19 protein-coding genes, 1 tRNA gene and 1 other RNA gene are annotated in these 24962 nt (G+C 45.7%); 17 read left to right on the top strand and 4 right to left on the bottom strand.

What is annotated here, in order from left to right; translation table 11 throughout:
- Nucleotides 1–187: 187 nt before the first annotated feature.
- From F461_RS0103395 to F461_RS0103385, 3 genes are read left to right on the top strand one after another with little or no spacing between them, the layout of a single operon-like run.
- Nucleotides 188–1096 carry a hypothetical protein gene (locus tag F461_RS0103395; RefSeq protein WP_019999750.1) on the top strand — a complete coding sequence of 303 codons (909 nt, stop codon included), beginning with the start codon at nt 188–190 and terminating at the stop codon, nt 1094–1096.
- A gap of 34 nt (nt 1097–1130) precedes the next feature.
- Nucleotides 1131–1481: a PqqD family protein gene (locus tag F461_RS0103390; RefSeq protein WP_019999749.1), complete on the top strand. Its 351-nt coding sequence runs from the start codon at nt 1131–1133 to the stop codon at nt 1479–1481.
- Nucleotides 1481–2425, top strand: coding sequence for a hypothetical protein (locus F461_RS0103385; RefSeq protein ID WP_019999748.1), 945 nt, complete (start codon nt 1481–1483; stop codon nt 2423–2425). The genes F461_RS0103390 and F461_RS0103385 overlap by 1 nt, the downstream gene beginning before the upstream one ends.
- Before the next feature lie 96 nt (nt 2426–2521).
- Here the strand turns inward: F461_RS0103385 and F461_RS18470 are convergent, their stop codons facing one another.
- On the bottom strand, nt 2522–3604 hold the full coding sequence (locus F461_RS18470; RefSeq protein WP_019999747.1) for a hypothetical protein: 1083 nt from the start codon (nt 3602–3604) through the stop codon (nt 2522–2524).
- 137 nt (nt 3605–3741) lie between these two features.
- Nucleotides 3742–5298: a cobyric acid synthase gene (locus F461_RS0103370; protein WP_034606056.1), complete on the bottom strand. Its 1557-nt coding sequence runs from the start codon at nt 5296–5298 to the stop codon at nt 3742–3744.
- Nucleotides 5299–5501: 203 nt separating this feature from the next.
- Here F461_RS0103370 and F461_RS0103365 point away from each other — a divergent pair, with 203 nt between their 5' ends.
- From F461_RS0103365 to mnmA, 7 genes are all read left to right on the top strand, one after another.
- Entirely contained in the window at nt 5502–7640 is a 2139-nt protein-coding gene (locus F461_RS0103365; protein ID WP_019999745.1) for an AsmA family protein, read from the top strand.
- A 474-nt stretch (nt 7641–8114) separates the two neighbouring features.
- Entirely contained in the window at nt 8115–8672 is a 558-nt protein-coding gene (locus F461_RS0103360) for a nucleotide exchange factor GrpE (protein WP_019999744.1), read from the top strand.
- A 387-nt stretch (nt 8673–9059) separates the two neighbouring features.
- Nucleotides 9060–10994 (top strand): molecular chaperone DnaK, encoded by a 1935-nt coding sequence (gene dnaK, locus F461_RS0103355; RefSeq protein WP_019999743.1) that lies wholly within the window; start codon nt 9060–9062, stop codon nt 10992–10994.
- A gap of 132 nt (nt 10995–11126) precedes the next feature.
- A complete protein-coding gene (locus tag F461_RS16955) occupies nt 11127–13334 on the top strand; it encodes a penicillin-binding protein activator (protein WP_019999742.1) in 2208 nt (735 codons plus the stop codon).
- A 14-nt stretch (nt 13335–13348) separates the two neighbouring features.
- Nucleotides 13349–13633, top strand: a complete 285-nt coding sequence (gene gatC / locus F461_RS0103345) for an Asp-tRNA(Asn)/Glu-tRNA(Gln) amidotransferase subunit GatC (protein ID WP_019999741.1) — start codon at nt 13349–13351, stop codon at nt 13631–13633.
- An 18-nt stretch (nt 13634–13651) separates the two neighbouring features.
- Entirely contained in the window at nt 13652–15115 is a 1464-nt protein-coding gene (gene gatA, locus F461_RS0103340) for an Asp-tRNA(Asn)/Glu-tRNA(Gln) amidotransferase subunit GatA (RefSeq protein ID WP_019999740.1), read from the top strand.
- Between the two features lie 135 nt (nt 15116–15250).
- Nucleotides 15251–16288, top strand: a complete 1038-nt coding sequence (gene mnmA / locus F461_RS0103335) for a tRNA 2-thiouridine(34) synthase MnmA (RefSeq protein ID WP_019999739.1) — start codon at nt 15251–15253, stop codon at nt 16286–16288.
- 129 nt (nt 16289–16417) lie between these two features.
- On the opposite strand, the gene F461_RS16950 is transcribed toward mnmA, so the two are convergent.
- Nucleotides 16418–16705, bottom strand: coding sequence for a phage regulatory CII family protein (locus tag F461_RS16950; RefSeq protein ID WP_019999738.1), 288 nt, complete (start codon nt 16703–16705; stop codon nt 16418–16420).
- A gap of 544 nt (nt 16706–17249) precedes the next feature.
- Entirely contained in the window at nt 17250–19100 is a 1851-nt protein-coding gene (gene uvrC / locus F461_RS0103325; protein ID WP_019999737.1) for an excinuclease ABC subunit UvrC, read from the bottom strand.
- 142 nt (nt 19101–19242) lie between these two features.
- Between uvrC and F461_RS0103320 the strand changes: the two genes are divergently transcribed.
- The 7 genes from F461_RS0103320 to F461_RS0103290 all read left to right on the top strand — a co-directional run bounded on the left by F461_RS0103320 (nt 19243) and on the right by F461_RS0103290 (nt 24811).
- Nucleotides 19243–20667, top strand: coding sequence for an outer membrane homotrimeric porin (locus tag F461_RS0103320; RefSeq protein WP_019999736.1), 1425 nt, complete (start codon nt 19243–19245; stop codon nt 20665–20667).
- 118 nt (nt 20668–20785) lie between these two features.
- Entirely contained in the window at nt 20786–22093 is a 1308-nt protein-coding gene (hisD, locus tag F461_RS0103315; protein ID WP_019999735.1) for a histidinol dehydrogenase, read from the top strand.
- Nucleotides 22094–22112: 19 nt separating this feature from the next.
- Nucleotides 22113–23012, top strand: coding sequence for a phosphoribosylaminoimidazolesuccinocarboxamide synthase (locus F461_RS0103310; protein WP_019999734.1), 900 nt, complete (start codon nt 22113–22115; stop codon nt 23010–23012).
- A 63-nt stretch (nt 23013–23075) separates the two neighbouring features.
- A complete protein-coding gene (locus tag F461_RS0103305; RefSeq protein ID WP_019999733.1) occupies nt 23076–23864 on the top strand; it encodes an enoyl-ACP reductase FabI in 789 nt (262 codons plus the stop codon).
- 298 nt (nt 23865–24162) lie between these two features.
- Nucleotides 24163–24257 (top strand) — tRNA-Ser (locus F461_RS0103295).
- Nucleotides 24258–24276: 19 nt separating this feature from the next.
- Nucleotides 24277–24372, top strand: an RNA gene (gene ffs / locus F461_RS18910) — signal recognition particle sRNA small type.
- 133 nt (nt 24373–24505) lie between these two features.
- Nucleotides 24506–24811, top strand: coding sequence for a hypothetical protein (locus F461_RS0103290; protein ID WP_019999731.1), 306 nt, complete (start codon nt 24506–24508; stop codon nt 24809–24811).
- Nucleotides 24812–24962: the final 151 nt, after the last annotated feature.

Genomic DNA, 24962 nt, shown 5'->3' with positions numbered 1-24962 from the left:
AGTAGTCCTCAAAAAATCAGATTAATGATATATCGGCAATCAGACCAATGAAGACTATTTTTAGATTCACGGTACCCGCCCTGCGGGAAGATACCAACTAGACTGTCCTGAAGGGATTGCAGAATGCATTCTGCATCCGATTTTTGTCTGTAAGTATCGTTGTGCAACTATAACTAAGGAAAAATGCATGGACCCCCAATCGGAGATATCCGGTAGTCCCACCGCATGGAACGGCATTACGCTGACCATGCCTGACAACTGGATTCCTGCTGCAATTGAGCAGCGTTATCTTCTTTTTTCTCGTAACTCACATCCAGCGCTGGAAATCAAATGGCATAGAGTTTCCGACTCTACTTCGCTGCCAAAAAAAGAAGGCGACATTACCCGTCAACTGAAACGACTGAAAGGGTTTAGCACTGAACAAAGTGCTATCACAAAGCAGTGGAAATCTATCACAGATACGCTACAACCCTTACTGAAAGTTCAGCCCTTCTCACATGCAAAAGGCAGTGGTGCTATCTGCATCCATTCTCCTTCAAAAACAATTCTGGTACTTCAGGTTCACGCACCAATCGATCAGTACACGGACGTTATCCGGCAAATTCTTGCCTCGCTAACTGTCACCAAGGCTGATGAACCCGTGACATTCAGTATGTTCGGATTACGCTGTGCTCTTCCTGCTGGTTCCACTCTCGTGCGCCATTCATTTAAACCGGGTGAATTTATTCTTGAGCTACAATCCGGAGCATCAACCATCTGCATCACGCGGCTGGGGCCTGCCAACGTAGTTCTGGAAGGTAAACCATTCCGTAGATGGTTGCACGCTAAGTACAACTTGCCATTAGAAAACTTCCGCAAAGATAAATCCATACTCCCCACGGGAGCAAAAAAACGTTATCATTGGGAGCATGTAGAGGAACCTTCTTTCATGAAACGCATATTCCGTTCTTCAGGGCTGGGTCACCAGCAACATATTCGGGGTGCAGCGTGGATTGCAGAGGGTCAAAACAAGCTCGTTACCGTACAAATACGGTCGAACGCCCCAATATCAAGTTCGTTTTTGGAATCTATTTGCACCCATGTGGAAGTCGACTAGAAAAAAAAATCAACAGGTCACACAGGCGTTGTCTATGCAAAAGGCAATGGCCTGTGTACCTGTCCGTAATTTGCTGGTTGAAGAAGTCAACCGCTCAGCAAAAACCGTTACCTTGTCCTTCCCACTCCGCATGCGCCCGTGGTTCAGCAAATTTACCACAGCGTTTGGTCATGCCCCTCCTGAACAAAAAAAACGCCTTGAACTCGACGAGCTCGGGACGTTCTGCTGGTCGTTGATTAACGACAAACGCTCCGTACAGGGAATCGCAACAGAGCTTTCCAAAACCTACCAACTGCATCCGGAAGAAGCCCGGGTTGCAGTGAGCCAATTTATTCGCCAACTGGGGAAACGGGGCATCATAGGTTTGAAAGAAGGAGCAAGATAATGCAGGCAGCCCGTATTGCTGACCACCCTTTTCCGTCCGCTACGAACTCAGGCGAACTTCAATGTACGCCAGAACAAGCCAGAACACTGAACCACGTGCTAACCTGTAAAGATATTGTCATCGGTGCCTATTTCACTCAAAAAATACATCCACAACACAATATCTCTGTTCAGCCCGCATCATTTGATTACATTGCAGACTGGTTCCACAGTGCCATTCGACTCGGGCTGAATATGGTAATTCTTCACGATGGATTGTCTGATAAATTCATGGACAAATGCCGTCTTATTTTTTCATTAAGCACACCGTCACATCACACAGGCAGCCTACATTTTGTCCCCTATTCACCGGGAAAGTTCACCATCGCAGACGAACGATTTTTTGCAGCGCGCGATTTACTTGACGTCCTGCCTGACTGCCGCACCGCATTCATTGTAGATATTTCCGACGCATGGTTTAACAAAAACCCCGCCAACCTCATACTCCGCCGCAACATATGGGACTACTTTGACACATCACGCCTACTCAATGCCACCCGCAATATATCATCAATGCGTGAGTTCCTGACCAGCCAAAGAACAGTATGGAGAGAACGCTACTCTTACTCCCTGTTCGTAGGAGGGGAAGTAAATTCCATTGGTCAAAATCCATGGATGCTGGAGCAATTTCAGACAATTTATGGCCGACAGTTTCCAGAATTTGCGGCCAAGCCTATTCGAAACTGCGGAATCATCGGAGGACGTAAGCCAGATGTTCTTTCACTTCTAAAAACTGCCTGTTCCGAGATGGAACGATTAAACATCACAGAAAAACTCAACGACATGGCTGTCTTCAACTACATCCTTCATAAGAACGACGATTACACTGTCTATTCAAACGGCACTCTTAATAGTCCTTGGAAAACATGGCGAAAACGGGGAAGCCACGCAATCTTCCACAAATAAATTTCAATACATAAAAAAGCAGGGGGAATCCCCCCTGCTTTCAGTACATTTCTTTAGCGCACTGTCCGTCAACAATAACCAGTGCCACAGTTACCGCTATAGCTTCATCAAATACGCCAAAGCATAAAATGGCGGACGGTTTTCATGCGGTTCCGACCCACCGCTTTCGCTAACATTTCGCTCTGCCGTGGTAGTACGGGCAGATGTCATTAAATCGTTATATGTTGTTGTGCCATCATTCTTATACGCACGAATAGAATGTGAGTGCGCTGGTAGCTGTGCCACGGTCAGCTCTACGGTATTTGAGCCGCCAGTTTCACCCTGCGCATAGACCTTACCTGCACCGGCAATAAATTTGTCACGCAAATCCGGTGTAACCACAAATGCTCCATCTGGCGCCGCGTAAGTTCGTCCATCACACAACGCATACTTCACATCTTCCGCACCGGTCATTCTGCTTACGGGATGTCCTGCGCTATTCACTGTTCCGTTAAACGGAATAACCATGCCGCTTAGCAATTCTTCAACAGCTGTATTCCCGGAATCACCAGTGGCCTGTTCTATCAAATTCTGTGCACTTTTAATCAAACTCTGTGCATCTGAAACCAACACCGCTGCATCAGACACCACCTCCTGCGCCTTTACCACCTCTGACGCAGCCAGACCAACTTGCGCTGCGCTTTCGTTCTTAAGCTGCAACGTCTGTTCTTTAATGACGGTCAGTTCTTCCTTTGCACTCACAGCAGTCGAAGCCGAGTCGGTCAGTTCCTGCATTAATTGCTCCGGCGTTGCCGAAGACGTTGTAGGAACCTGTACACATCGTTCTAAATCTTCCCGTTGCTGCTGCAACGCAAGCGTCAGCTTGTCAGACATCCGTTCAATAGCTTCAGCACTCAACTTCCCAGCATTCCGCAAGTCTGTTTCCTGCGTCAAAGGTACATCAAGAAACAGTGTAATCTGTTCATCCTGCGCCAACGCGGCCACACAACGGCCACCACCCCCTTCCAGCACTTCAACGGAATATTCCGCTCCGTACACCAACGGGATATCCACTCCATCAACTGATGTCCTGATTGCCTTCACATGCTCTGGTTCAAGAAACCTGAACAGCACTGGCCACTTATCTTGTGCGCCGTCACCAACATACCTATGAATTGTTCGCTGACTTGATATGGTCATACATCCTCCGTACCCTAAAAATTTACTCTACTTTTCGGGTTACCATACACAATGAGCAGTCCTACCCAAGGGGTACAACGTGGAGTGATGTACAAATTTTCTATTTTTATGTGCGATAGCTTTGTGTGGCAGTGTCTCTACAGACCAAGAACTTCATAGACTTTTTTCATATCAAGCGCCTCACGCACTGTGTAGGCAAGCCTGTCCAGAGCCGGATCAATAGAAAAAGAGGCTTGCACTCCCTGCAACGGAGAAAGCCCTTTACGGATTCGAAGATCGTTGAGGAACGCTCTACGAAACTCGTCGTTATCAAATACACCATGCAGGTACGTTCCCCATACACTTTGGAAACTATGGCTGTCTGCTAAGCCGTACCCGATGATTGTTCCATCTTCGCGTGCAATTGCAGACTGCATTTTTTGAGACCCTGCTGCTTCTGTCACACCGTGATGAATTTCATATCCAGTTACAGTATTCCCCGTTGGCACATGCGTACCTGTAACTCTGGTAAGAACTTTTTCTTCCCCCATTACAGTGCGCAATGGCAATAATCCAAGCCCCTGTTGTGTGGCGTGTATACTAGTATCTTTTGTGCTTGAAGCTTGTTCCACGTACTCGATCGATGCAGGATCTGACACTGTATCGCCAAGCATTTGGAAACCACCGCAGATACCTGTAACAACACCACCGGCTTCTGCAAAATTCTTTACGGCTGCACCTAATCCACTTTTGTGCAACCAGAGAAGGTCACCCGGTGTATTTTTAGAACCGGGAATAATAATACAGTCTGGATTACCGATCTGCTCAATGGAGTTTACCACGCGCAACGCAACATCCGGTTCAATGCTGAACGCATCTACATCTGTAAAGTTAGCAATATGTGGAAGATCAAGCAGCACGATATCAAGAGCATCATCGCGTAGCGGAAACTGACGTCCTATTGCTTCCTTGAATGTGACAGAATCTTCTTCAGGGAGTCCTAACTGCATCAGGTATGGCACTACACCAAAGAACGGCTTGTTTGTTCGGTTTGTTGTAAATTCGAGGGCAGAATCAAGTAATGTTACGTCACCACGGAAGCGGTTAAGGATAAAGCCTGCAACTAAATCTTTTTCCCATGTATCCAAAAGCTCCATTGTTCCTACGAGAGATGCAAAAACACCTCCTCTATCGATATCACCCACGAGCAATACTTTTGCCCGTGCGTACCGTGCCATCTGCATATTGACGATATCATGCGCCTTCAAGTTTATTTCCGCAGGACTTCCGGCACCTTCAAGCACCATAACATCGTGCTCTGCTGCAATAGAATCATAGGCTGTCTGGACATGTCGAAAGGCGGTTGCCTTATAGTTCATGTATTCTTTCACCCGCATATTTGCCACAGGCTTACCCAATACAATAACTTGAGAGCCTGTATCAGACGAAGGCTTCAACAACACAGGGTTCATCCGCACGTCAGGTTCAAGTCGACATGCTGCAGCCTGTACAGCTTGCGCACGGCCTATCTCTTCACCATTGGGTGTTACAAAAGAATTAAGCGCCATATTCTGTGCCTTAAATGGAGCTACGGAAAACCCATCCTGCAATAAAATGCGACAAAGGGCGGCAGTAAGTACGCTTTTTCCTGCATTGGAACTAGTACCTTGCAACATAAGAGCTGGCGTAATGGATGTAGTGACTGTATTATTCATAACGAAGTGTGTACCTATTTTTTGCATTACCCACCAGTGCGAAAAAGCACTTTATTGTCAGCATGTTATACAGATTTGACACATACACACAATACATATCATATATCATGCCATAATGTTTGTAGAATTTTTTACGTAATGTTACTGAATATATTAATAAAGTTGAATCCCGCTATCTTCTCCAACAACAAGAGAGCTCCACTATGAATCTGATAGCTAAAATTATTCTGGCAGTCGCAGGCACGCTCATAACCCTACTGGTTATTGCAGCTATATCCCTCACAACCCTTGTCGACCCTAACGACTACAAACAGGAAATTTCCAGTGCAGTATACGACGCCACCGGCAGGGAACTCACTTTTAACGGTGATATCTCCCTTACCTTTTTCCCGTGGTTCGGTATAAGCCTTGGCGAAGTCTCCATGAATAATCCGAAAGGATTTCCTGACGAAGCTTTTGCGTCTGTCACACAGGCTAAAGCCAGCGTTAAAGTTCTGCCACTCTTTTTCCGCAAGATTGAATTTTCAGACGTTGTTCTGAATGGCTTAACACTTAATCTTATTGAGAATAAAAAGGGTGTGAACAACTGGACATTCGCGCCGCCAAAGTCTGCTCCAGACAAAACAAAGCATCACGGTTCTATTATAAAATCACCAAAGCCTAAAGCAACACAAACAGAATCCATGGCTCTTGCCGCTCTGCTTATTGAATCACTGTCAGTTACCGACACCAACATCACGTACGAAAATCAACGCAAGGAACAGAAGTATTCTATTAAAGATCTTTCACTTGCTTCTTCTGCATTCCGTGCAGGTGAATCTTTCACCTTAAATGTTAACGGAATAGCTGTGGCACAAAAACCGGCCATTGAGTCTCCATTCTCGATGACTCTTGAAGCAACGCCTTCCGAAGACCTTAGCACTGTTGACGTAACAAATATTGATATAACACTTGAACCGAAAGGCAAAGATGTACCGGGAGAACAGGCAAGCATCCATGCCCGCACAGCTCTTACAGCGCAGCTTAAAGACCAGTCTATCACTGTACATAAAGGCGAACTCTCCGCATACAATACTGTAGTAAACCTCACAGGTAACGTGGCGTACTCTAATGAATTAGATGTTACAGGCCATCTGAACCTTCATGCCGACTACAGGAAAATTGCTAAGGCACTTGGTATTTCTTCACCACAACCTGCTAACAACAATTCAGAGCTCATTCTTTCCATGCAGCTCAAACTGATTCCGGACAACATTGCTCTCAACGATATTCAGGGCAGCCTCGAAGGACATCCGCTTAATGGAGATTTCCAGTACTACTTCGGGAATAAACCGCAACTGCGTCTGCGTCTAAATGCAGAACACCTGAACCTTGATCCATACATCGCACTTGGTAAGTTGTTTAAAGAACGCACTGAGACTTCTGACGACACAACTAAATCAAAAACAAGTGCCACCTCGCCAAGAATCAAAGCTCGTAGCACTAATGTCGAGCTCAAGGCTGAACAAAATATTGCCAAAGCGGTTGCACCGAAGACTCTTGCTAAACTGAATGCAAATGTTGATATTACCATCAACAAACTGCTTGTAAACGACCTTACAATCTCAAATATAAAAGCGCTGGGAAAAGGCAAAGACGGTGTTATCACAATTAACCCTCTTCAATTCCGCGTCTTTGAAGGTGATGTAGCCAGTACACTTAAAACCGATTTACGTGGTGCCCTGCCTGTATCATCTATTACGCTGACTACAGATAAAATGAATCTGGCGAACATTACAAAAACATTTACCGGAACCGAATACGCAAGCGGTAAGCTCTTTGTTAATGCATCCCTTTCCGCATATGGAACTACACAGGAAACAGTGAGCAGTACACTGAACGGTAAAGCCACATTCAACGCAACTGACGGCACCCTGACAGGCCTGAAAATTCTTCCTCCGGGAACCCTTGAGCTTCTGGAAGGTTCCCTGCAGAAAAAAGTGAAAAGCTCACTTACCGCACAACCATATCAGGTTATCCGTGGCACATTGTTCGCTAAAAACGGACGTATCTCCAACAACGACTTCATCATGAAAGCAACTGAACTGAACGCAAACGGCAGCGGTTTCGCAAACCTTGCATCAGACTCGATCCACTATAAGGCTGACCTTAAATTTGATAACGTCCCTGTTATCCCTGTGGTCATCAGTGGCAAACTCTCAAAGCCAAATTACAAAGTTGATATGAAACGCTTCCTCGGATCTTCAGTGGAAGACATCGCCAAGACGTTGCTCAACAAAGAAAACAAAGACGAAAACCCACTTAAACAACTGGAGAAAGGATTAAAGAATCTTTTCAAATAACGTATAAATCAGCCACGTAATATTGAAGCTGACATTAAAAAACAAAAGGCTGTCCATATGCATTGGACAGCCTTTTTCTTATTCACAGAAAAAAGAAACATGAAATATAGAACGACTCACCTCACATGCTCTACGAGCCTCGTGGTTCAACAGCACTCGCTTGCACAATATCGGTTGAAAATATTATGCAAACACATTTCAATTTTAATTAAATAATTTCAAGACATTAACAAACAAGACAGATAACATACGCAACCCCGCATCTTGACAGGTAGTTACCTCGTTGTTACCCGTCTGTTCACGATGTGCTAGGATATGTGGGAACTTGCGTCTCAATAATGTATACTGAAAAAGCATACAACGTTGTCTGAAACCCGAACAACGTACGTTTGGGAAAAATATATTTGCACTAATAATTCGTCACTGCTTTTACTATTACTGTAAAGCAGCATAAGGATATAAGGAGCTAGCAGAATGGGTGAAGATACTGTGAAACCAGAAGAAACAGCAGAAAACACAGAACAGGAACAGACTTCTGAAATTGTAATCTCTGACGAAGAGTTGCAGCAACTTTCAAAAGAACGCGTATGCCCTGACTGTAACACCATGCAGGATGCTGAAGAAGTTCGCCTCCGCTGCCTTGCAGAAATGGAAAATTTCAAAAAACGTCTCCAGCGAGAACGTGAAGAACAGTTCAAGTATGCAACAGAATCTGTGCTGAGCGACTTGCTCCCTACTCTGGACAATCTCCAGCTTGCTATTGACTACGGCCGCAACCTTGAAGGTTGTGAGAATATGCTCATCGGCGTTGAAATGACCCAGAAGCTCCTCCTTGAAGCTATCGAGCGACACGGTCTTTGCCCGCTTGGCAATGTAAATGACGAATTCAACCCTGAAGTCCATGAAGCCGTTGGTCAGGAAAACTGTGAAGATGTACCTGAGGGTCACGTTAAACAAATAATGCAACGTGGTTACAAACTTAAAGAACGCCTCTTACGTCCTGCAAAAGTTATTGTTTCCGGCGGCAAATAATTCGCTACAACAATATCTTGCGCTTCACGCATTATTTAGATTTCTATGGCTGCCGATTTTTATCGGCAGCCATTTTTCATTTATTCAAAATAGAATAAAACGTCATCGTCACTTGGCTGTCCAGTAATCTTTTCTCAACTTTTTGAGTTTTTTTTACCACATACAGCAAAACGCGTAACACACTGATTCTAAAAACATTTTCACCAACAAAGCATGAATAACAGCAACTGACACATCAACTTTGGTAAAAAAAAATAACAAGTGCCCCTTGCCCGCAAAAAAAACGTGCTTAAATTTTGGAACATCAAAGACTAAAAGCCAGATTACTCTGGTTCTTTATAATTTAAGATAATATTCGTGAGAGTTTTCTCATGAGGAGGTTTAAACATGGGTAAAATTATTGGTATCGACCTCGGCACAACTAACTCTTGTGTCTACATCATGGAAGGTAAAGATCCTAAGTGCGTAACCAACCCAGAGGGTGGTCGTACTACACCTTCTATTGTAGGTTTCACCGATAAAGAGCGTCTCGTTGGCGACATTGCTAAACGTCAGGCTGTAACCAACCCTGAGCGTACTATATTCGCAATTAAACGCCTTGTTGGTCGTCAGTTTAACACCCCGGAAGTAAAACGTTGGGCTGACCACTCTCCTTACAAAATCGTAGAGGGTAAAAACGGCGAAGCTTATGTTGAAGTTGAAGGCCGTAGTTACTCCCCTGCCGAAGTATCTGCTATGGTACTTGGTAAACTTAAAGCTGATGCTGAAGCATACCTCGGTGAAGCAGTAACTGAAGCAGTTATTACTGTTCCAGCATACTTCAACGACTCCCAGCGTCAGGCTACTAAAGACGCAGGTAAAATTGCCGGTCTTGAAGTTAAACGTATCATTAACGAACCTACTGCAGCTTCCCTTGCATACGGTCTCGATAAAAAAGCAAACGAAAAAATCGCAGTATTCGACCTTGGCGGCGGTACTTTCGATATCTCTATCCTCGAAGTTGGCGACAACGTTGTTGAAGTACTTGCAACTAACGGTGACACCTTCCTCGGCGGTGAAGATTTTGACCTCGCAATCATCAACTACCTTGTTGAAGAGTTCAAAAACGAAAATGCAGGCCTTGATCTTTCTACTGACCGTATGGCTCTGCAGCGTCTTAAAGAAGCAGCAGAAAAAGCAAAGAAAGACCTTTCCACTTCCATGGAATCAGAAATCAACCTGCCGTTTATCACTGCAGACCAGACTGGCCCTAAGCACCTTATGCTTAAGCTTTCCCGTGCTAAACTTGAAACCCTTGTTGGTGATCTTGTAAAACGCACTCAAGGCCCTTGCCAGAAAGCTCTTGCTGACGCAGGTCTCAAAGCAGGCGACATTGACGAAGTAATCCTCGTCGGTGGTATGACCCGTATGCCTCTCGTACAGAAAGTTGTTTCCGACTTCTTCGGTAAAGAGCCTAACCGCTCTGTTAACCCGGACGAAGTTGTATCCATGGGTGCAGCAATTCAGGGTGGTATCCTTGCAGGTGACGTTAAGGACGTTCTTCTCCTCGACGTTTCTCCTCTGTCCCTTGGTATTGAAACTCTTGGCGGCGTGGCTACTAAGCTCATCGAGCGTAACACCACTATCCCTACCAAGAAGTCTCAGACCTTTACCACTGCTGCTGACAACCAGCCTTCAGTATCTATTCACGTACTGCAGGGTGAACGCCCAATGGCCAGTGACAACATGACTCTCGGTCGTTTCGAACTGACTGGTATTCCAGCAGCTCCACGCGGTGTTCCGCAGATCGAAGTAACTTTCGACATCGATGCTAACGGTATCGTAAGCGTATCCGCGAAAGACCTTGGTACCGGTAAAGAACAGTCTATCCGCATCACCGCTTCTTCCGGTCTCTCTGACGAAGAAATTGAAAACCTCGTTAAAGAAGCAGAAGCACACGCTGATGAAGATAAGAAAAAGCAGGAAGCGATCGAAGTTCGTAACCAGGCTGACACCCTTATCTACACAACTGAAAAATCAGTTAATGAGCTTGGTGATAAACTTGACGCTGATCTGAAAGCTGAACTCGAAGGCAAAGCAGAAGCACTTAAAAAGCTGCTCGAAGCTGAAACAATCGACGTAGACGCTGTAAAAGCTGCTACTGAAGAGCTTTCTCAGGCATCCCACAAACTTGCTGAACAGCTTTACGCACAGCAGGCTCAGGGTGCTGAAGGTGGATGTGCAGGCGGCACTTGCGGCGGCGGCGCAGACGCTGGAGCGGGTGCTCAGCAGAAAAAAGACGACGAAGACGTCGTTGATGCTGACTACACTGAAGTAAAATAATTACAAAATTACCGGCAAGGGGTAATAACACCGCTTACCCGCATCATGCTCTTGCAATTGCTGGTTGATATGATTACCTTGGCCTGATTCGCACTTATGCGGATCAGGCCATTTTTTATACGGTATTATGCTATGAAATATACATCTTCTCTTTCTTTACGCGGTGTAACTATTACACTCATGGTTATGGCACTTACTGTGGCTTCTCTTTCCGGCTGTGGAAAACAAGTGATTGTAACTCCACAAGCCACTTCTCCAAGAGGCGCAGAGCAACAGCTGTATAAGCAGGCTCGTGCTGCCTATGACAGCGGAGACTACATCTCAGCCAGTTCGCTTTTTGACAGGCTTCTGCAAAAAAAGAATTTGTCTGAACCAGAAAAACGCAGTGCATGGCGCTACTTTGCGCTCAGCACCATTAAAAGTGGTAAAGCATTCCTTGGGTTACAGGCTCTGGACAAGTGGCAGGCCAGCCAACCCAATGCAATTGACACCACAGAATGGCAGGACGCATGGGTATTGGCAGTTAAGCAACTTCCACAAAACAAAGCCCTTACCATTCTTGAGTCCACCTACAACAATACATCAAAACCTTGGGGTTTGCGTGCAAACGCAGCCCTTCTCCTTGCCGGAGTTGAATGGAAAAAAGGGAATACAGGCGCGGCGCTTACATCCCTTGAAAGCCTGTATGCTAAGGCACCCAATACTAAATACAGAGCTGCGCTGGAACGTCGTCTTTTTTCAGAATTAAAAGATGCCGATGCCCAGTTGCTTGCAACCCTTTCCGGTTTCCTAACTCCGGAAAACGAGATTACGTACCCGTACTCTCTTATCCTGCTGGAAAAAGCGCATCGCGCTGCCGGAGATAAGCAGAATTGGCCGTCTGCGTGGGCGGCTATCGAGCGTCTTCGTACACTGGGAAAGCTGGCAGACCCGACTATTATCGACTCTGTGCTGGCCCCATTGCAACAGGAATTCGGTGAACCGACACAAGGCATTGCACTGGCATTACCGCTTACCGGACCGTACGGAAACATCGGCTGGAAAATTCTTCGCGGTGCCGGTATTGCACACTGGCAACTCACCAACAACGGGTATAACTTTGCACTTAAAGTTATTAATACCGAATCCCCGACGTGGGAGCAGGAACTTGCGGCTCTGCCGGAAGGTTTCACCATTGTAGGCGGTCCGCTTCGAAAAGAAATTTTCCGTAGAATCTACGAGCGTGATCTTACAGAAAAACATGCGTTCTTCAGCTTCCTTTCCTCTCTTCCTGCAGGAACAGAAGGTAACGATGCTTGGAGATTCTTCTCCAGCCCTAAAGATCAGGTTCAAACATTGCTTAACTTTGCACAGTTTGATCTAGGCATTAATAAGTTTGCGGCGCTCTACCCTAATGAAAATTATGGTAAACATATGGCGCAACTATTTGCAGAACTTGCACAACAACAGACACAATCCTCTGTTCTGACAGCAAGCTACGCACCGAAAGACCCCCAAGGCTGGTCAAAAAATGTTAAAAACCTTCTCATAAAAAGCGATCAGGAAAACAAAGAACTGCGAGCTGTTAATGGGAATGTAGAAAATCCGTTGTATGCCAAAATGAACACAGGCCAATATGAAGATATGCCATACCAACCGGCATTTCAGGCAGTGTTCCTTCCGGATAGCTGGAAGAATATGGAATCTATTATTCCACATTTCTTTTTCCATCAGGAAGACCGTGCAGTTTTCCTTGGCACCGCATTATGGGAACAAGGATTATCTGCTGGCAGAAAGCTGGAATCCCGCTACTACAAGCTAGCAGTATTCCCAGGCATCTGGAATCCATTTACTCCTACAAATGCTTCCAAGCAGCTGGTAGAGGAAATGGATGACGCAGGTCTTGGTAAGCCGGATGCATGGGTTGGTCTTGGATATGACTTTATCCGCCTCGCAGCAAGCATGGGCTCCATGCCTGCTGACTGGGATGACGATACAGTAAATGCAGAGCTCGCCTCAGCACAACATATGGACTGGAGTATTGCTCCAATCACATGGGATGCAGATGGCAACGCTACTGAAAATTTATTTCTGTTCCGTCCTTCCAAAAACGGTTTTGTACCAGTTAATCCAGAATCATTTTCAAACCGCGTTAACACCGTGCGCATTCGCCACGATGAACGTATCCAGATGATGATGGATGAAGCAGATACAAAAAAAGCTGAAGAACTCGGCATTTCTTTGGAAGAGTACCGCAGGCAGCAGGCAACAGCAGCCAGCAGTACACGACCTATAACAACTGCCGAAGCTGAAAAATACGGCTTGTTCTCTTTTGAAACTACGCCAGCCACTTCTCAATAACCGGAGACACCTCTATGAGTATTACTCCTGAACGGGTAGCACAAATTGCCAAGCTGGCCCGACTTGAACTCGACGATGAAAAACAGCGCCTGTTTGCAGGCCAGTTTGAAGATATTCTTTCATATATGGACACGCTGAACGGGCTAGACACTGCCGGTACAGAACCGTTGTACAGTCCCGTAGAACAGCCTACGCCTTTACGTGAAGATAAAGTGGAAAAACGCTTTGCACGCGAAGACATTGTTTCCAACGCACCGGAAACAGATGGCCAGTTCTTTATCGTTCCTAAGATTGTTTAACAGCGGAGTTTTTATCACATGTCATTTTTGTACGAAAAATCCCTGAGTGAAATTCGCTCCCAGCTGTTGGCAAAAGAGCTTACTGTTACAGAAGTAGTAGAAGCGTGCTTAAAACGCATTGAAGAAACTGAACCGTCCATTCAAGCACTCATTTCCGTTCAGGCTGAAGAAGCTCTCGAACAAGCTCGTGCCATGGATGAAGCAGGTCCAGATGCAAGCAAGCCGTTATGGGGCGTTCCGCTTACCGTAAAGGACCTCCTTTGTACCAAAGGAACTAAAACTACCTGCGGTTCTAAAATTCTTGAAAACTTTGAGCCATTTTATGATGCATTTGCCATCGCAAAGCTTAAAGAAGCTGGCGCAGTTCTTCTTGGAAAAACAAACATGGACGAATTCGCCATGGGGTCTTCCACAGAAAGCTCTGCCTACAAAGCTACCAAGAACCCTTGGGATCTGAATAAAGTTCCAGGTGGCTCTTCCGGTGGTTCTGCGGCATCTGTCACCGCCTCACAGGTTTTTGGCACCCTCGGTACCGACACTGGCGGCTCTATCCGTCAGCCAGCAAGCCTCTGTGGTTGTGTTGGTCTCAAGCCGACCTATGGTCGTGTTTCCCGTCGCGGCATGGTTGCGTACGGCTCTTCTCTTGATCAAATAGGTCCTATGACCCGTTCTGTTGAAGATAATGCGCGTATGTTGCAGGTTATTGCAGGACATGATGAAAAAGATTCTACAAGTGTGGACGTTCCTGTGGACAACTACCTTGCAGCCTTACATCGCGAAGACCTCAAAGGTCTTAAAGTAGGTCTTCCTAAAGAATTCTGGGCTGAAGGTCTGGATGCTGAAGTCGAATCTGCATGTCGAACTGCCGTTGCAAAACTGGAAGAACTCGGCGCAGAACTCGTTGAAGTTGAGCTTCCGCATTCATCTTACGCAATTGCGACATACTATATTATCGCCATGGCTGAAGCCAGCTCCAACCTCGCGCGCTTTGACGGTGTGCGGTACGGTTACCGTAGCGATAATGCTGAAGACCTGCTCGACATCTACGTGAAGTCCCGCTCCGAAGGTTTCGGAGATGAAGTGCAGCGTCGCATTATGCTCGGCACTTACGTGCTCTCCTCCGGCTACTACGATGCATACTACAAAAAAGCTGCACAAGTTCGTCGCCTTATACGCGAAGACTACCTGAAGGCTCTTGAAAAATGTGATGTGCTTGTTGGCCCTGCGTCACCAGTCACAGCTTGGAAAGTTGGAGAATTTACCAGCGATCCGCTCAAGATGTACCTTCTGGATATCTACACAATCTCCCTCAACCTTGCAGGACTTCCGGGCTTGTCCCTTCCAGTAGGTTTGGGAGCAGATAGCAATATGCCGGTAGGTCTCCAACTTCTTGGTAAAGAATTTGACGAAGCGACCCTTTACGGAGTTGCTTCGCTTCTTGAAAAAAATACCGAAAAGCTCGGCGCACCAGCAGGACTATAACAATAACCAAGCCTGACCCGTAATTATGATACACTGAAGGGAAGTCTGTGCGGCAGGCTTCCCTTCGTTTATTAACAAGGTACATTTGTCTCCTGCGGTTCACCGAAGGCATTAAAAAAACGCTCAGGAATAGCTATGACCATTGCAGTTGCAGTAAGCGGCGGAATAGATTCTTTGTACGCTCTGCTCACATTGAAAGAACAGGGATACGACATTTTTGCGCTCCATGCTCACTTTCTTGCACCATGCAAAGAAAGAGAAGAGGCTATTGGTGCCATGTGCGCAACGTTGGGTATTCCTTTTCATGCTGTTGATCTGCACGAAGAATTTGAACGATTTGTTGTTACTCCATTTATGGATGAATACATACATGGACGTACTCCGAACCCGTGTGCGTTATGCAATGCCACCATGAAGTTCGGAGCACTGCTGCGTGAGGCCGAAAAACTTGGCGCGGAACAGATTGCGACGGGACATTATGCTGTTCTGGAAAACCATCCGGTTTACGGGCGTACGCTTTCCCGAGGACACGACCCTAAAAAGGACCAAAGCTATTTTTTATCGCTTGTACCAAAGCAACAGCTGAAAAAGGCACTCTTCCCGCTTGGCAAAAAGAAAAAAGAAGACATTAAAGCAGAACTCGAAGAACGTGGAATTGCTCCTGCGTACCCAAGTGAAAGTCAGGAGATTTGCTTTGTTCCAAACGATGACTACCGCGCTTTTTTAATTAACCGAGGTGCCACCCTTGGTTCCGGCGGAAATATGGAGTTAACGGACGGAACTGTTGTCGGCAAACACAATGGGCTGTGGCAGTATACGGAAGGCCAGCGCAAAGGTCTTGGTATTGCATGGAAAGAACCGCTCTACGTGATCTGCAAGGAACTTGAGAAAAACGTTCTTCTTGTAGGTCCTAAAGCAGAACTTCTTTCAACAGGCTGTATCGTAAGCAACATGAATTACCTTGTTTCTAAAAAACACTGGGGGGAAAATCTTTTGGTTCGAACCCGTTACAGACAACAGCCTATTCCGGTAACCATCAGCGAACAGGACGATATGCTCATTGTCACGTACAATGAACCGCAGTCCCCTCCTGCAAGTGGCCAAGTATGTTGTGTATATGACAAAGATCTCACCGTGCTAGGCGGTGGCATTATTAAAAGCTCCATCCAATAAAAATTCAAAAAGCTTCTGATAATATCAGAAGCTTTTTTTATCCAAAATAAAAGAGACCTGTATTACTACAAGTCTCTTAAAGATTAGCAGAGACTGAAAACCTCAGCCTATCACATTAGTGATTACTCGCTATGCGATTTCGGCAAGATTAGCAGTATTACTCGGCTCTTCCATAAGTTGTGGATTCACAATTGCAAATCCCATTTCTTGAGCAATGTACTCTAATGGTTCAATGTTTCCAGTCTTCTTCATTATGTCCATTAACGTTTCAACGCCCAACTTAGCTCCGGCATCATACGGATTCACTTCGCGAAGCAAGGTTGAATACGGCTTGCCGATTTCTTTTGCTAGTGCTTTTGCTGGAATTGGACTGTTTAACACTAGTTCATGGACAATCTTAGTTAACTCAGAACGCATCATAACTCTCCCTACACATTGCTACGAGGAGTCACACCCGGCTCTAACACACCTTAATACGCCATATAAGGTTTCATAGATGAGAACGTGTAAAACCAATGTGCTTTTTCAAATCGCCACACTACGCCTAATGTGACAATCTCCCCCTCATGTTCTTGTTAAAGCAACACCCTATACAAACTCCTAAATATAAAGCTTTTTTTCAGATACACCAATAAAATGTTTCCGTCCATAATCTTGGCAAAAGTTTCTTAAAAAATAGCATCTTATTTTATTATATAAATAATTACTTACATAACGCCATTTTAAGCGACACTCAACCTATTTCGTAACCAGCTATTTTTGTTGTATTTATTATCAAATATCGGTTATTCTATTAATCCCGCTACAAATGGTCTAACCACTTTGTAGCGTTTTTCCGTATGATTTTGCAACTAATTAAAATATTTTCATAGGATAGCTGAAAGAAAAACTGTTATTAATCAAAGTAAAACATTCACCACAACATTTAGTACTCAGGCTAACTATTCCCCCAAAAGCATTATCACCCTCTAAAAACAGAAAGGCCTTCATGGATAGCTTCCGCTTTTTTCTTCCCGACCCCATCAATTCGCATCAGGTCGGCCACGGATGCTTCTGCCATCTCCTTCACAGAGGAGTAGTGCCCCCACAACTTTTTTGCCATCGATGGACCGATGCCGGGAATACGCTGAAGCTCACCAGACAAGGCCCGCCCTGAGCGCGCCTTTCTATGCCTGCCAATCGAATAGTCGTGACAAAGATCACGCATATGCTGCAACAGCAATAATTCTGGAGCTCCCGCCTTTAACTGAAGAGGGTTGGAACGCCCAGGAAGAAAAATTCTATCTTCAATATTTCCTTTGCGTCTATCAGCTCTTCCGGATTCATCCTTACGGGCTTTTGCAATGGAAATAACAGTACACAAATCACCCTGTCCGTGTGCTTCCAGAACACTCACTACAGCATTCAACTGTCCGCGACCTCCATCTATCAACAATAAATCCGGCCAGGGAGGCCCTGAATTCAGACGCCGCTCCATCCATAGCGCCAATACGCCATAGTCGTCTCCCCCACCTTCTTCGTCCGTGAAAGCGTAGGTTCTATACTCACTCTTAGCAGGTGAGTCTCCTTCAAATACAACCATCCCCACTCTGGTGTCTTTGCCCGACGTATGGGACACATCGACAATTTCAGTTCTATACGGCTCTTCTGCCATACCAAGCCGTTTTTGCAGAATAGCAAGCGGGCTGATATTCCGCTTATTTCTTGAATCATCAATGGCGTTTGCTGTAGCCATGGTCACAAGCTTACTTTCTGTATCATTACGTGGTGGAGCAACTCGCACCTGCATTCCACGCAATTCTGTCAGCGCCTCTGCATGGGCAGCAAGGGGCTCCATATTTGTTTCATCTCCGAGCACATCATTCCCCCACGGGACAACAACGCGTGCCGGAACAAAACTGTTCACACTATAATACTGGGCAACAAAAGACTGAAGTAGTTCAGGCGCTTCTTCAAGTCCAAGCCCTGCCCAAAAATAGTATTTCTTGTCGATAAGAATACCGCCGCGAATAAACAGAATGCCTAGAGCCAATCCTTTGTCCGTTTCACCAAGACCAATGACATCCACATCATGTGCGGTAGGGATTACGGCAGCCTGCGTCTCCACCGTCAATTCAATAGCCTTAATCTGATCACGAAGCTGCGCGGCTGTTTCAAATTCCATAGCCTCAGAAGCGGCGAACATTTTTGCGGAGAGTATCTCCACAAGTTCATTAGATTTTCCAGAAAGCAACAGCTCTACACGCTGTACCTGCTCCGAATAATCATCGTGAGAAATTTCCAGACAGCATGGAGCAAGACACTGCCCTATATGATGATACAGGCAAGGTCGCACTCTGTTAGCAAATGCTCTGTCTGAGCACCTGCGCAACTTGAATACTTTATGAACAGCTTTAAGAGTTTCCCATGCTGAATGAGACGAAGTGAACGGACCAAAATATTTTGAGCCGTCTTTAAGCACCTTGCGGGTGAGCGTTAGTCGGGGCCATCGATGTTTCTTATTCAATTTAAACAGCACATACTGTTTATCATCCCGCAACAGAATATTGTATCTCGGGCGATGTTTCTTAATGAGGCTCGCCTCAAGCAACAGCGCTTCCTTTTCCGTTGTGGTGATCAGTGTTGTTATAGACTGTGCCTGCCGAAGCATCGCCCGTGTTTTGGGAGTTTGAGTTTCAAGCGGACGAAAGTACGAGGCAACTCGCTTACGAAGATGCTTTGCCTTCCCCACATACACAACGCGCCCATGCGCGTCCTTATATAAATATACTCCCGGAGAAACGGGAATCGTCTTTAAATCGATAGGTTCCATAGCTACTCGTGTACCATCTTTCTAAGTTGTATCCTACTGTTGCTTTTAGACTAATCAATTGTGACATGGGGATAAATATCATTTCCAATACTACCCATGATACATAGCTTAATGATAGATTTAAATCCCAACATGTTATGCCATGAAAAAACATCCTATTTCATACGTCATTAAACTCTGTATCATTACCGCATCACTTCTGTGTATAGCGGATACATGCGTTGCATTGGAAATACACCCCTCTGGGACATTACAAGTATTCACCCAATGGTCAACTGGTTCCACGCTGGGATTTGCTTCTCCTTACGCAGAAGAGGAAATCAACAACGATTTTCGAGCAGCCCAATATTACCGCTTTCAGTTCGACATTAATCCGCACGAAGAGGTCTCCGGCACGGCCCTCTTTGAAGTAGACACCTACTGGGGAGTGGATGAAGGGAATGGATATGGCGAATTCGCAGGAGGACAAATAGGCACAGATGGTGCCAACATACAAACGACGTTCATGTTCATTCATGTTAAACCCGATCAGCTACCACTGGACGGAAGAGCCGGTCTTATTTCTGCTTCTCTCCCTAACCAGATTGGCGGCTCCATCATTCTTGACGACAACATAGCCGCTGTAACCTTGGGATACGAATTTACAGACACAATAAACGGCACCGTAATTTGGGGCAGGCCATATACCAACTCCGACCCAGCTTTTTCAAACGAGACGATGGATATTTTTGCGGCAACATTTTCTTATACGCCGAAAGACAATATCTTCACACCGTATGTTGCCTATACTGAATTTGGTAAAAACGTTTCAGGAGATCCTTTAGGTATTGCCTGGGTTGATGGTGGCAATATTGGACTATGGAACGGATTCTCAAACTTCTCCGGAAATCCATGGGCATTTTGGGCCGGATTTTCGGGGCGTTATCACAGCCCCTGTAACCTCATTGCAAAAAGCGACCTCATGTGGGGAACACTATACGGCGGCAACGATGCTGCAAGCAGACAGGGAGCTGTTCTATTAGGGGAATTGGATTGGGCACTTAACTTCATGACCATTGGCATTCTAGGCTGGTGGGGAAGCGGTGATAGTAACAACGCATATGAAGACGGTGCAGGCAGAATGCCCTTTATCACTAACCAGTGGGGCCTTACGGACTTCGGGTACTACAAGTATGCGATAACAACAGAGTCTGCATTGCTCATACAAGACGCCACAGGCCGATGGACACTGGGGCTTACTGTTGACGATCTTGCTTTCACTGATGATTTATCCACGTCATGCAAGCTTCTCTATATGCGTGGGACAAACAACACTGATGCCGTCAAAAACAACCGTTTCTCTCCTGAACTGCTTCAAGGGGGGTACAGAAACAATTGGGGAACATATCTCACTACCAAAGACTGGCTCATCGAAATTGATTCTGAAACCACGTTTAAGGTATACGAACATCTCAGTTTAATTTTACGCCTCGGATATATCCACATAGAAGTCGATCCTCAAGTGTGGGGAACCTCCAACACTCGTGATGCGTACCGCGCAGTACTCCTTTGGGATTATCAGTTCTAAATTTCACCTCTCTGGTGTAATTTTTATCATCGTAATGCTACTCGACTTTTCTGACACCCTCTTATAAGGATGGGGCGTCGGATTTAGTTTTATGAACCTTATTTGATTAGGAGCCAGTATGCCCTGTCGTATGATCAGCTACCAGTCCAAAGAGGATTGGAAGGGAATCAGGGACCTTCTCGCTGGACGGGATAACCCTGAGAATTCTGTTGAACCTGTGGTGCGTGATATTCTGCATCATGTGCATACAGAAGGGGATAAGGCTCTTGTTCATTACACGCAAAAGTTTGACTGCCCTTCGTTTACGGAAGATATGGTGCGAGTGTCTAAGGAAACCTTAGCAAAGGCTGCTCAAGACATTCCCGCAGAAGATTTTGATATTATCAAAGAAGCTGCGCTCAATATCCGCACGTTCCACGAAAACCAGAAAGAGAAATCCTGGTTTACAACAAGCGAAGACGGAACAATTTTGGGACAGGTTGTACGCCCTGTTGACCGTGCCGGACTGTACGTCCCGGGCGGCCAAGGAGGCGACACCCCTCTTATCTCCAGTATGCTTATGAACGTTATCCCCGCACAGGTTGCCGGCGTAGAAGAAATTTGCGTTGTGTCACCTCCCCGCGCAGATGGCGTTCCCAACCAGTATATTCTGGCAGCCGCACATCATCTTGGCATAACCAATGTATTTGCCTGTGGCAGTGCATGGGCAATTGCTGCTCTTGCGTATGGCACTGAGACCATTCCTGCTGTAGATGTTATTGCCGGCCCTGGTAATATCTTTGTAACCACCGCTAAACGCCTGTTTATCGGCACGGTTGGCATCGACATGGTTGCCGGTCCTAGCGAGATTCTTATTCTTGCAGATAAAACCGGAAACCCTGTGCAAATTGCAGCAGATATGCTGTCTCAAGCAGAACATGACCCGCTTGCATCCGCCATGTTAGTTACTGACGATGAACAACTTGCAAAAGCTGTTTGTGACGAACTTGGCACGCAAACAGGTTTGCTCCCGCGCAATGAAATTGCTGCAACAGCCCTTAAAGACTGGAGCGCTATTGTTGTTACTCCGGACATGGCTACAGCAGTAGAGCTTTCCAACAAAGTTGCACCCGAGCATCTGGAAATAATTGTTGAAGACCCTTGGGCGTTGTTACCGGCCATCCGTAATGCTGGCGCTATTTTTATGGGCGCCAACTCACCGGAACCTGTCGGCGACTACTTTGCAGGCCCGAATCACGTATTGCCTACCAATGGCACTGCGCGTTTTTCATCAGCATTATCTGTTGATACCTTCACAAAAAAATCCAGCATTATTGCTGCGTCTGCTTCATTCACGCAAAAGAATGCGCCAAAAATTGCGCGTCTTGCCCGTCTTGAAGGACTGGAAGCACACGCCCGTTCCGCAGAAACCCGCTTAAAGAAATAGCCCTTGCAGGAGTTCTCATATGAAAGTCGTTACGAAAACAACTATTACGGATTACCCTCTTCTTTCCCGCGGTAAAGTTCGCGATATCTACGAAATTGATGAATCCAGTCTGCTTATTGTTACTACCGACCGCATGTCCGCATTCGATGTGATCATGGCAGAACCTATCCCGTACAAAGGTGTTATCCTTAACCAGATCACCTTGTTCTGGATGAAAAAGTTTGAACACATCATTGCCAATCACCTCATCGCATCTGATGTAAAAGATTTCCCTGAACCGCTGCAGAAATATGCAGATGAATTGGAAGGACGCTCTGTACTTGTTAAAAAAGCAAAGCCTCTTCCAATTGAATGTATTGTTCGTGGTCATATTTCCGGCTCCGGATGGAAAGACTACTGCAAAACCGGTTCTGTGTGCGGCTATGAACTGCCGGAAGGAATGCTTGAGTCCGAAAAATTCCCGACTCCGCTCTTCACCCCTTCCACAAAAGCAGAACTGGGCGACCACGACGAAAATATTTCTGTAGAACGTGCTACAGAAATGATCGGCAAAGAACTTGCTGATAAAGTAGCAGATGTAAGTTTGCGCATTTTCTCCGAAGGCCGTGACTATGCAGAAGAGAAAGGCATCATCATTGCTGACACAAAATTCGAGTTCGGCATTATTGATGGAGAACTGACTCTCATCGACGAAGTTCTCACTCCTGACTCCTCCCGCTTCTGGCCTAAGTCCAGCTACACCCCTGGTCAGGGCCAGCCTAGCTTCGACAAACAATACTTGCGTAACTGGCTTAGCGCTCAGGACTGGGACAAAACCCCGCCAGCGCCTGCTCTGCCTGACGAAGTTGTTGCCGAAACAGGCAAAAAGTACGCTGAGGCCTACACTATACTTACAGGGCAAACACTGCTATTCAAATAAGTGCAACCACAATAATTACCTAAGAAGTCTGCTACCCGGCAGACAAACTGAAATGGAGTTCATATGCTTCTTGAAGGGAAACGAGCCCTCGTTTTGGGCGTTGCCAACAACAAAAGCATTGCATACGGCATTGCCAAAGAATTTAAGGAAAATGGCGCTAAACTAGCGTTTAACTTTCTTGGTGATGCTCTGAAAAAGCGTGTTGAGCCTATCTGTGAAGAGCTTGATGGCGATTTCATCTTCCAGTGTGATGTAAGCAGCGATGAAGAAATCGCTGCAGCAGTAAAATTGGTTGAAGAGAAATGGGGCGGCGTGGATATTCTTGTTCACTCCATCGGCTTCGCTGACCGCAAAGACCTTCAGGGTCGTTTCATTGAAACCTCCCGTGACGGCTTTAAACTTGCGATGGATATTTCTGCTTACTCTTTGACCGCTGTCTGCGGTGCATTTGAGCACCTGTTAACTGACAATGCGTCAGTTATCACTATGTCCTATTATGGCTCAGAAAAAGTTATTACAAACTATAACGTAATGGGCGTTGCAAAAGCAGCCCTTGAAGCTAGCGTACGCTACCTTGCAGTCGATCTCGGCGCAAAGAACATTCGCATTAATGCTATCAGCGCAGGACCTATTAAGACTCTTGCTGCTTCCGGCATCGGTGGCTTCCGTAAGATCCTTAACTACATCGAAGAAAACGCTCCGATGCAGCGCAACGTTACTACTCAAGATGTTGGTAAAAGCGCACTGTATCTTGCTTCTGACCTTTCTGCCGGCGTTACCGGTGAAGTACTCCACGTTGACTGTGGTTACCACACCGTAGGTATCGGTATCAGAAACGAAGACAAAAAATAGTAAAGAGCCTTCTCAGGAGACCCTATGCTTGGATACCTAATTCCCATTATTGGATTAGTTGTTATAGCACTCGTCTGTATCAAAGTTGTTCCCAAAGGCCATAAACCCTCGGGGTGAGGCATAAGCTTTGACGGACGGGGAGGCTCCTCGTCAGGATGCTCATGCAGTTCTGCAAATAAGAAAAAGCATAACTGTAAATAGTTAGTAAAAGGGCGGCATATTTGCCGCCCTTTTTTTATTTTTTTTGCTTTTTCGCTTGCCAAGTACTATGCTGTTTGCTAGTTATCCCTCTCGACGCGGAGAGGTGTCCGAGCCCGGCCGAAGGAGCACGATTGGAAATCGTGTGTACTAGCAAAACTGGTACCGAGAGTTCGAATCTCTCCCTCTCCGCCAGTCAAATTTACCCTAATTGAGTAGGGAGTCGGACGGCATATACGCTGTCAACCCGGTCAGGTTCGAGAGAAAGCAGCCGTAGCAGTTGTATGTGGGTGTCCGACTCCCAGAAGGCGCAAGCAGAAATGTTTGTGCCTTCTTTTTTTTGCATGCACTACTTCTTCCTCACCATTCCAGTTATTCTTCTCTTTACATACCAACAGTCACCCAGTAACACTTCTCTTTTATTATTGATAAAGAGGACTTATATGGCTTACACCACTGCAACATTCACACATCCAATTACACAAATAGAAAAAAAATGTCCTATCGGCTTTTCATGGACAACACTCTTCTTCAACTTCTTTCCTGCCCTCCTTAGAGGAAACTGGAAAGATGCATTACTTATTCTTATCCTATCCATTACTACCTACAATTTTGCTGGATTCATCATCAGCTTTGTCTACAACAAGCGCTATGCACTTTCATTAATCGAGCAAGGGTATATCATCACTGATGGAGGAAAGCTTTCGATAGAAGCGATAAAAGCAAGACTCGGGATCGTACCTTCATAACAATCTATCTAAATTTCACCAACTAAGCGTGGCAGACTTTTAACCTTTTCCCGCTCATCAGACAAAATGTTAAAAACAGAATGTTGTAGTAAGGTTGTGAGGACTCACTATTTTTTTTATTTACAAGGCATTCACTTTTTTTTACATTCCC

Source organism: Halodesulfovibrio aestuarii DSM 17919 = ATCC 29578 (assembly GCF_000384815.1).
GTDB lineage: Bacteria > Desulfobacterota > Desulfovibrionia > Desulfovibrionales > Desulfovibrionaceae > Halodesulfovibrio > Halodesulfovibrio aestuarii.
Note: the sequence above shows the minus strand (reverse complement) of the source record. Positions and strands in the feature narration are given on the sequence as shown.

Coding starts and splice junctions, on each gene's coding strand:
- F461_RS0103395 (WP_019999750.1), top strand. CDS start 188: ATGGACCCCCAATCGGAGATATCCGGTAGTCCCACCGCATGGAACGGC.
- F461_RS0103390 (WP_019999749.1), top strand. CDS start 1,131: ATGCAAAAGGCAATGGCCTGTGTACCTGTCCGTAATTTGCTGGTTGAA.
- F461_RS0103385 (WP_019999748.1), top strand. CDS start 1,481: ATGCAGGCAGCCCGTATTGCTGACCACCCTTTTCCGTCCGCTACGAAC.
- F461_RS18470 (WP_019999747.1), bottom strand. CDS start 3,604: ATGACCATATCAAGTCAGCGAACAATTCATAGGTATGTTGGTGACGGC.
- F461_RS0103370 (WP_034606056.1), bottom strand. CDS start 5,298: ATGAATAATACAGTCACTACATCCATTACGCCAGCTCTTATGTTGCAA.
- F461_RS0103365 (WP_019999745.1), top strand. CDS start 5,502: ATGAATCTGATAGCTAAAATTATTCTGGCAGTCGCAGGCACGCTCATA.
- F461_RS0103360 (WP_019999744.1), top strand. CDS start 8,115: ATGGGTGAAGATACTGTGAAACCAGAAGAAACAGCAGAAAACACAGAA.
- dnaK (WP_019999743.1), top strand. CDS start 9,060: ATGGGTAAAATTATTGGTATCGACCTCGGCACAACTAACTCTTGTGTC.
- F461_RS16955 (WP_019999742.1), top strand. CDS start 11,127: ATGAAATATACATCTTCTCTTTCTTTACGCGGTGTAACTATTACACTC.
- gatC (WP_019999741.1), top strand. CDS start 13,349: ATGAGTATTACTCCTGAACGGGTAGCACAAATTGCCAAGCTGGCCCGA.
- gatA (WP_019999740.1), top strand. CDS start 13,652: ATGTCATTTTTGTACGAAAAATCCCTGAGTGAAATTCGCTCCCAGCTG.
- mnmA (WP_019999739.1), top strand. CDS start 15,251: ATGACCATTGCAGTTGCAGTAAGCGGCGGAATAGATTCTTTGTACGCT.
- F461_RS16950 (WP_019999738.1), bottom strand. CDS start 16,705: ATGCGTTCTGAGTTAACTAAGATTGTCCATGAACTAGTGTTAAACAGT.
- uvrC (WP_019999737.1), bottom strand. CDS start 19,100: ATGGAACCTATCGATTTAAAGACGATTCCCGTTTCTCCGGGAGTATAT.
- F461_RS0103320 (WP_019999736.1), top strand. CDS start 19,243: ATGAAAAAACATCCTATTTCATACGTCATTAAACTCTGTATCATTACC.
- hisD (WP_019999735.1), top strand. CDS start 20,786: ATGCCCTGTCGTATGATCAGCTACCAGTCCAAAGAGGATTGGAAGGGA.
- F461_RS0103310 (WP_019999734.1), top strand. CDS start 22,113: ATGAAAGTCGTTACGAAAACAACTATTACGGATTACCCTCTTCTTTCC.
- F461_RS0103305 (WP_019999733.1), top strand. CDS start 23,076: ATGCTTCTTGAAGGGAAACGAGCCCTCGTTTTGGGCGTTGCCAACAAC.
- F461_RS0103290 (WP_019999731.1), top strand. CDS start 24,506: ATGGCTTACACCACTGCAACATTCACACATCCAATTACACAAATAGAA.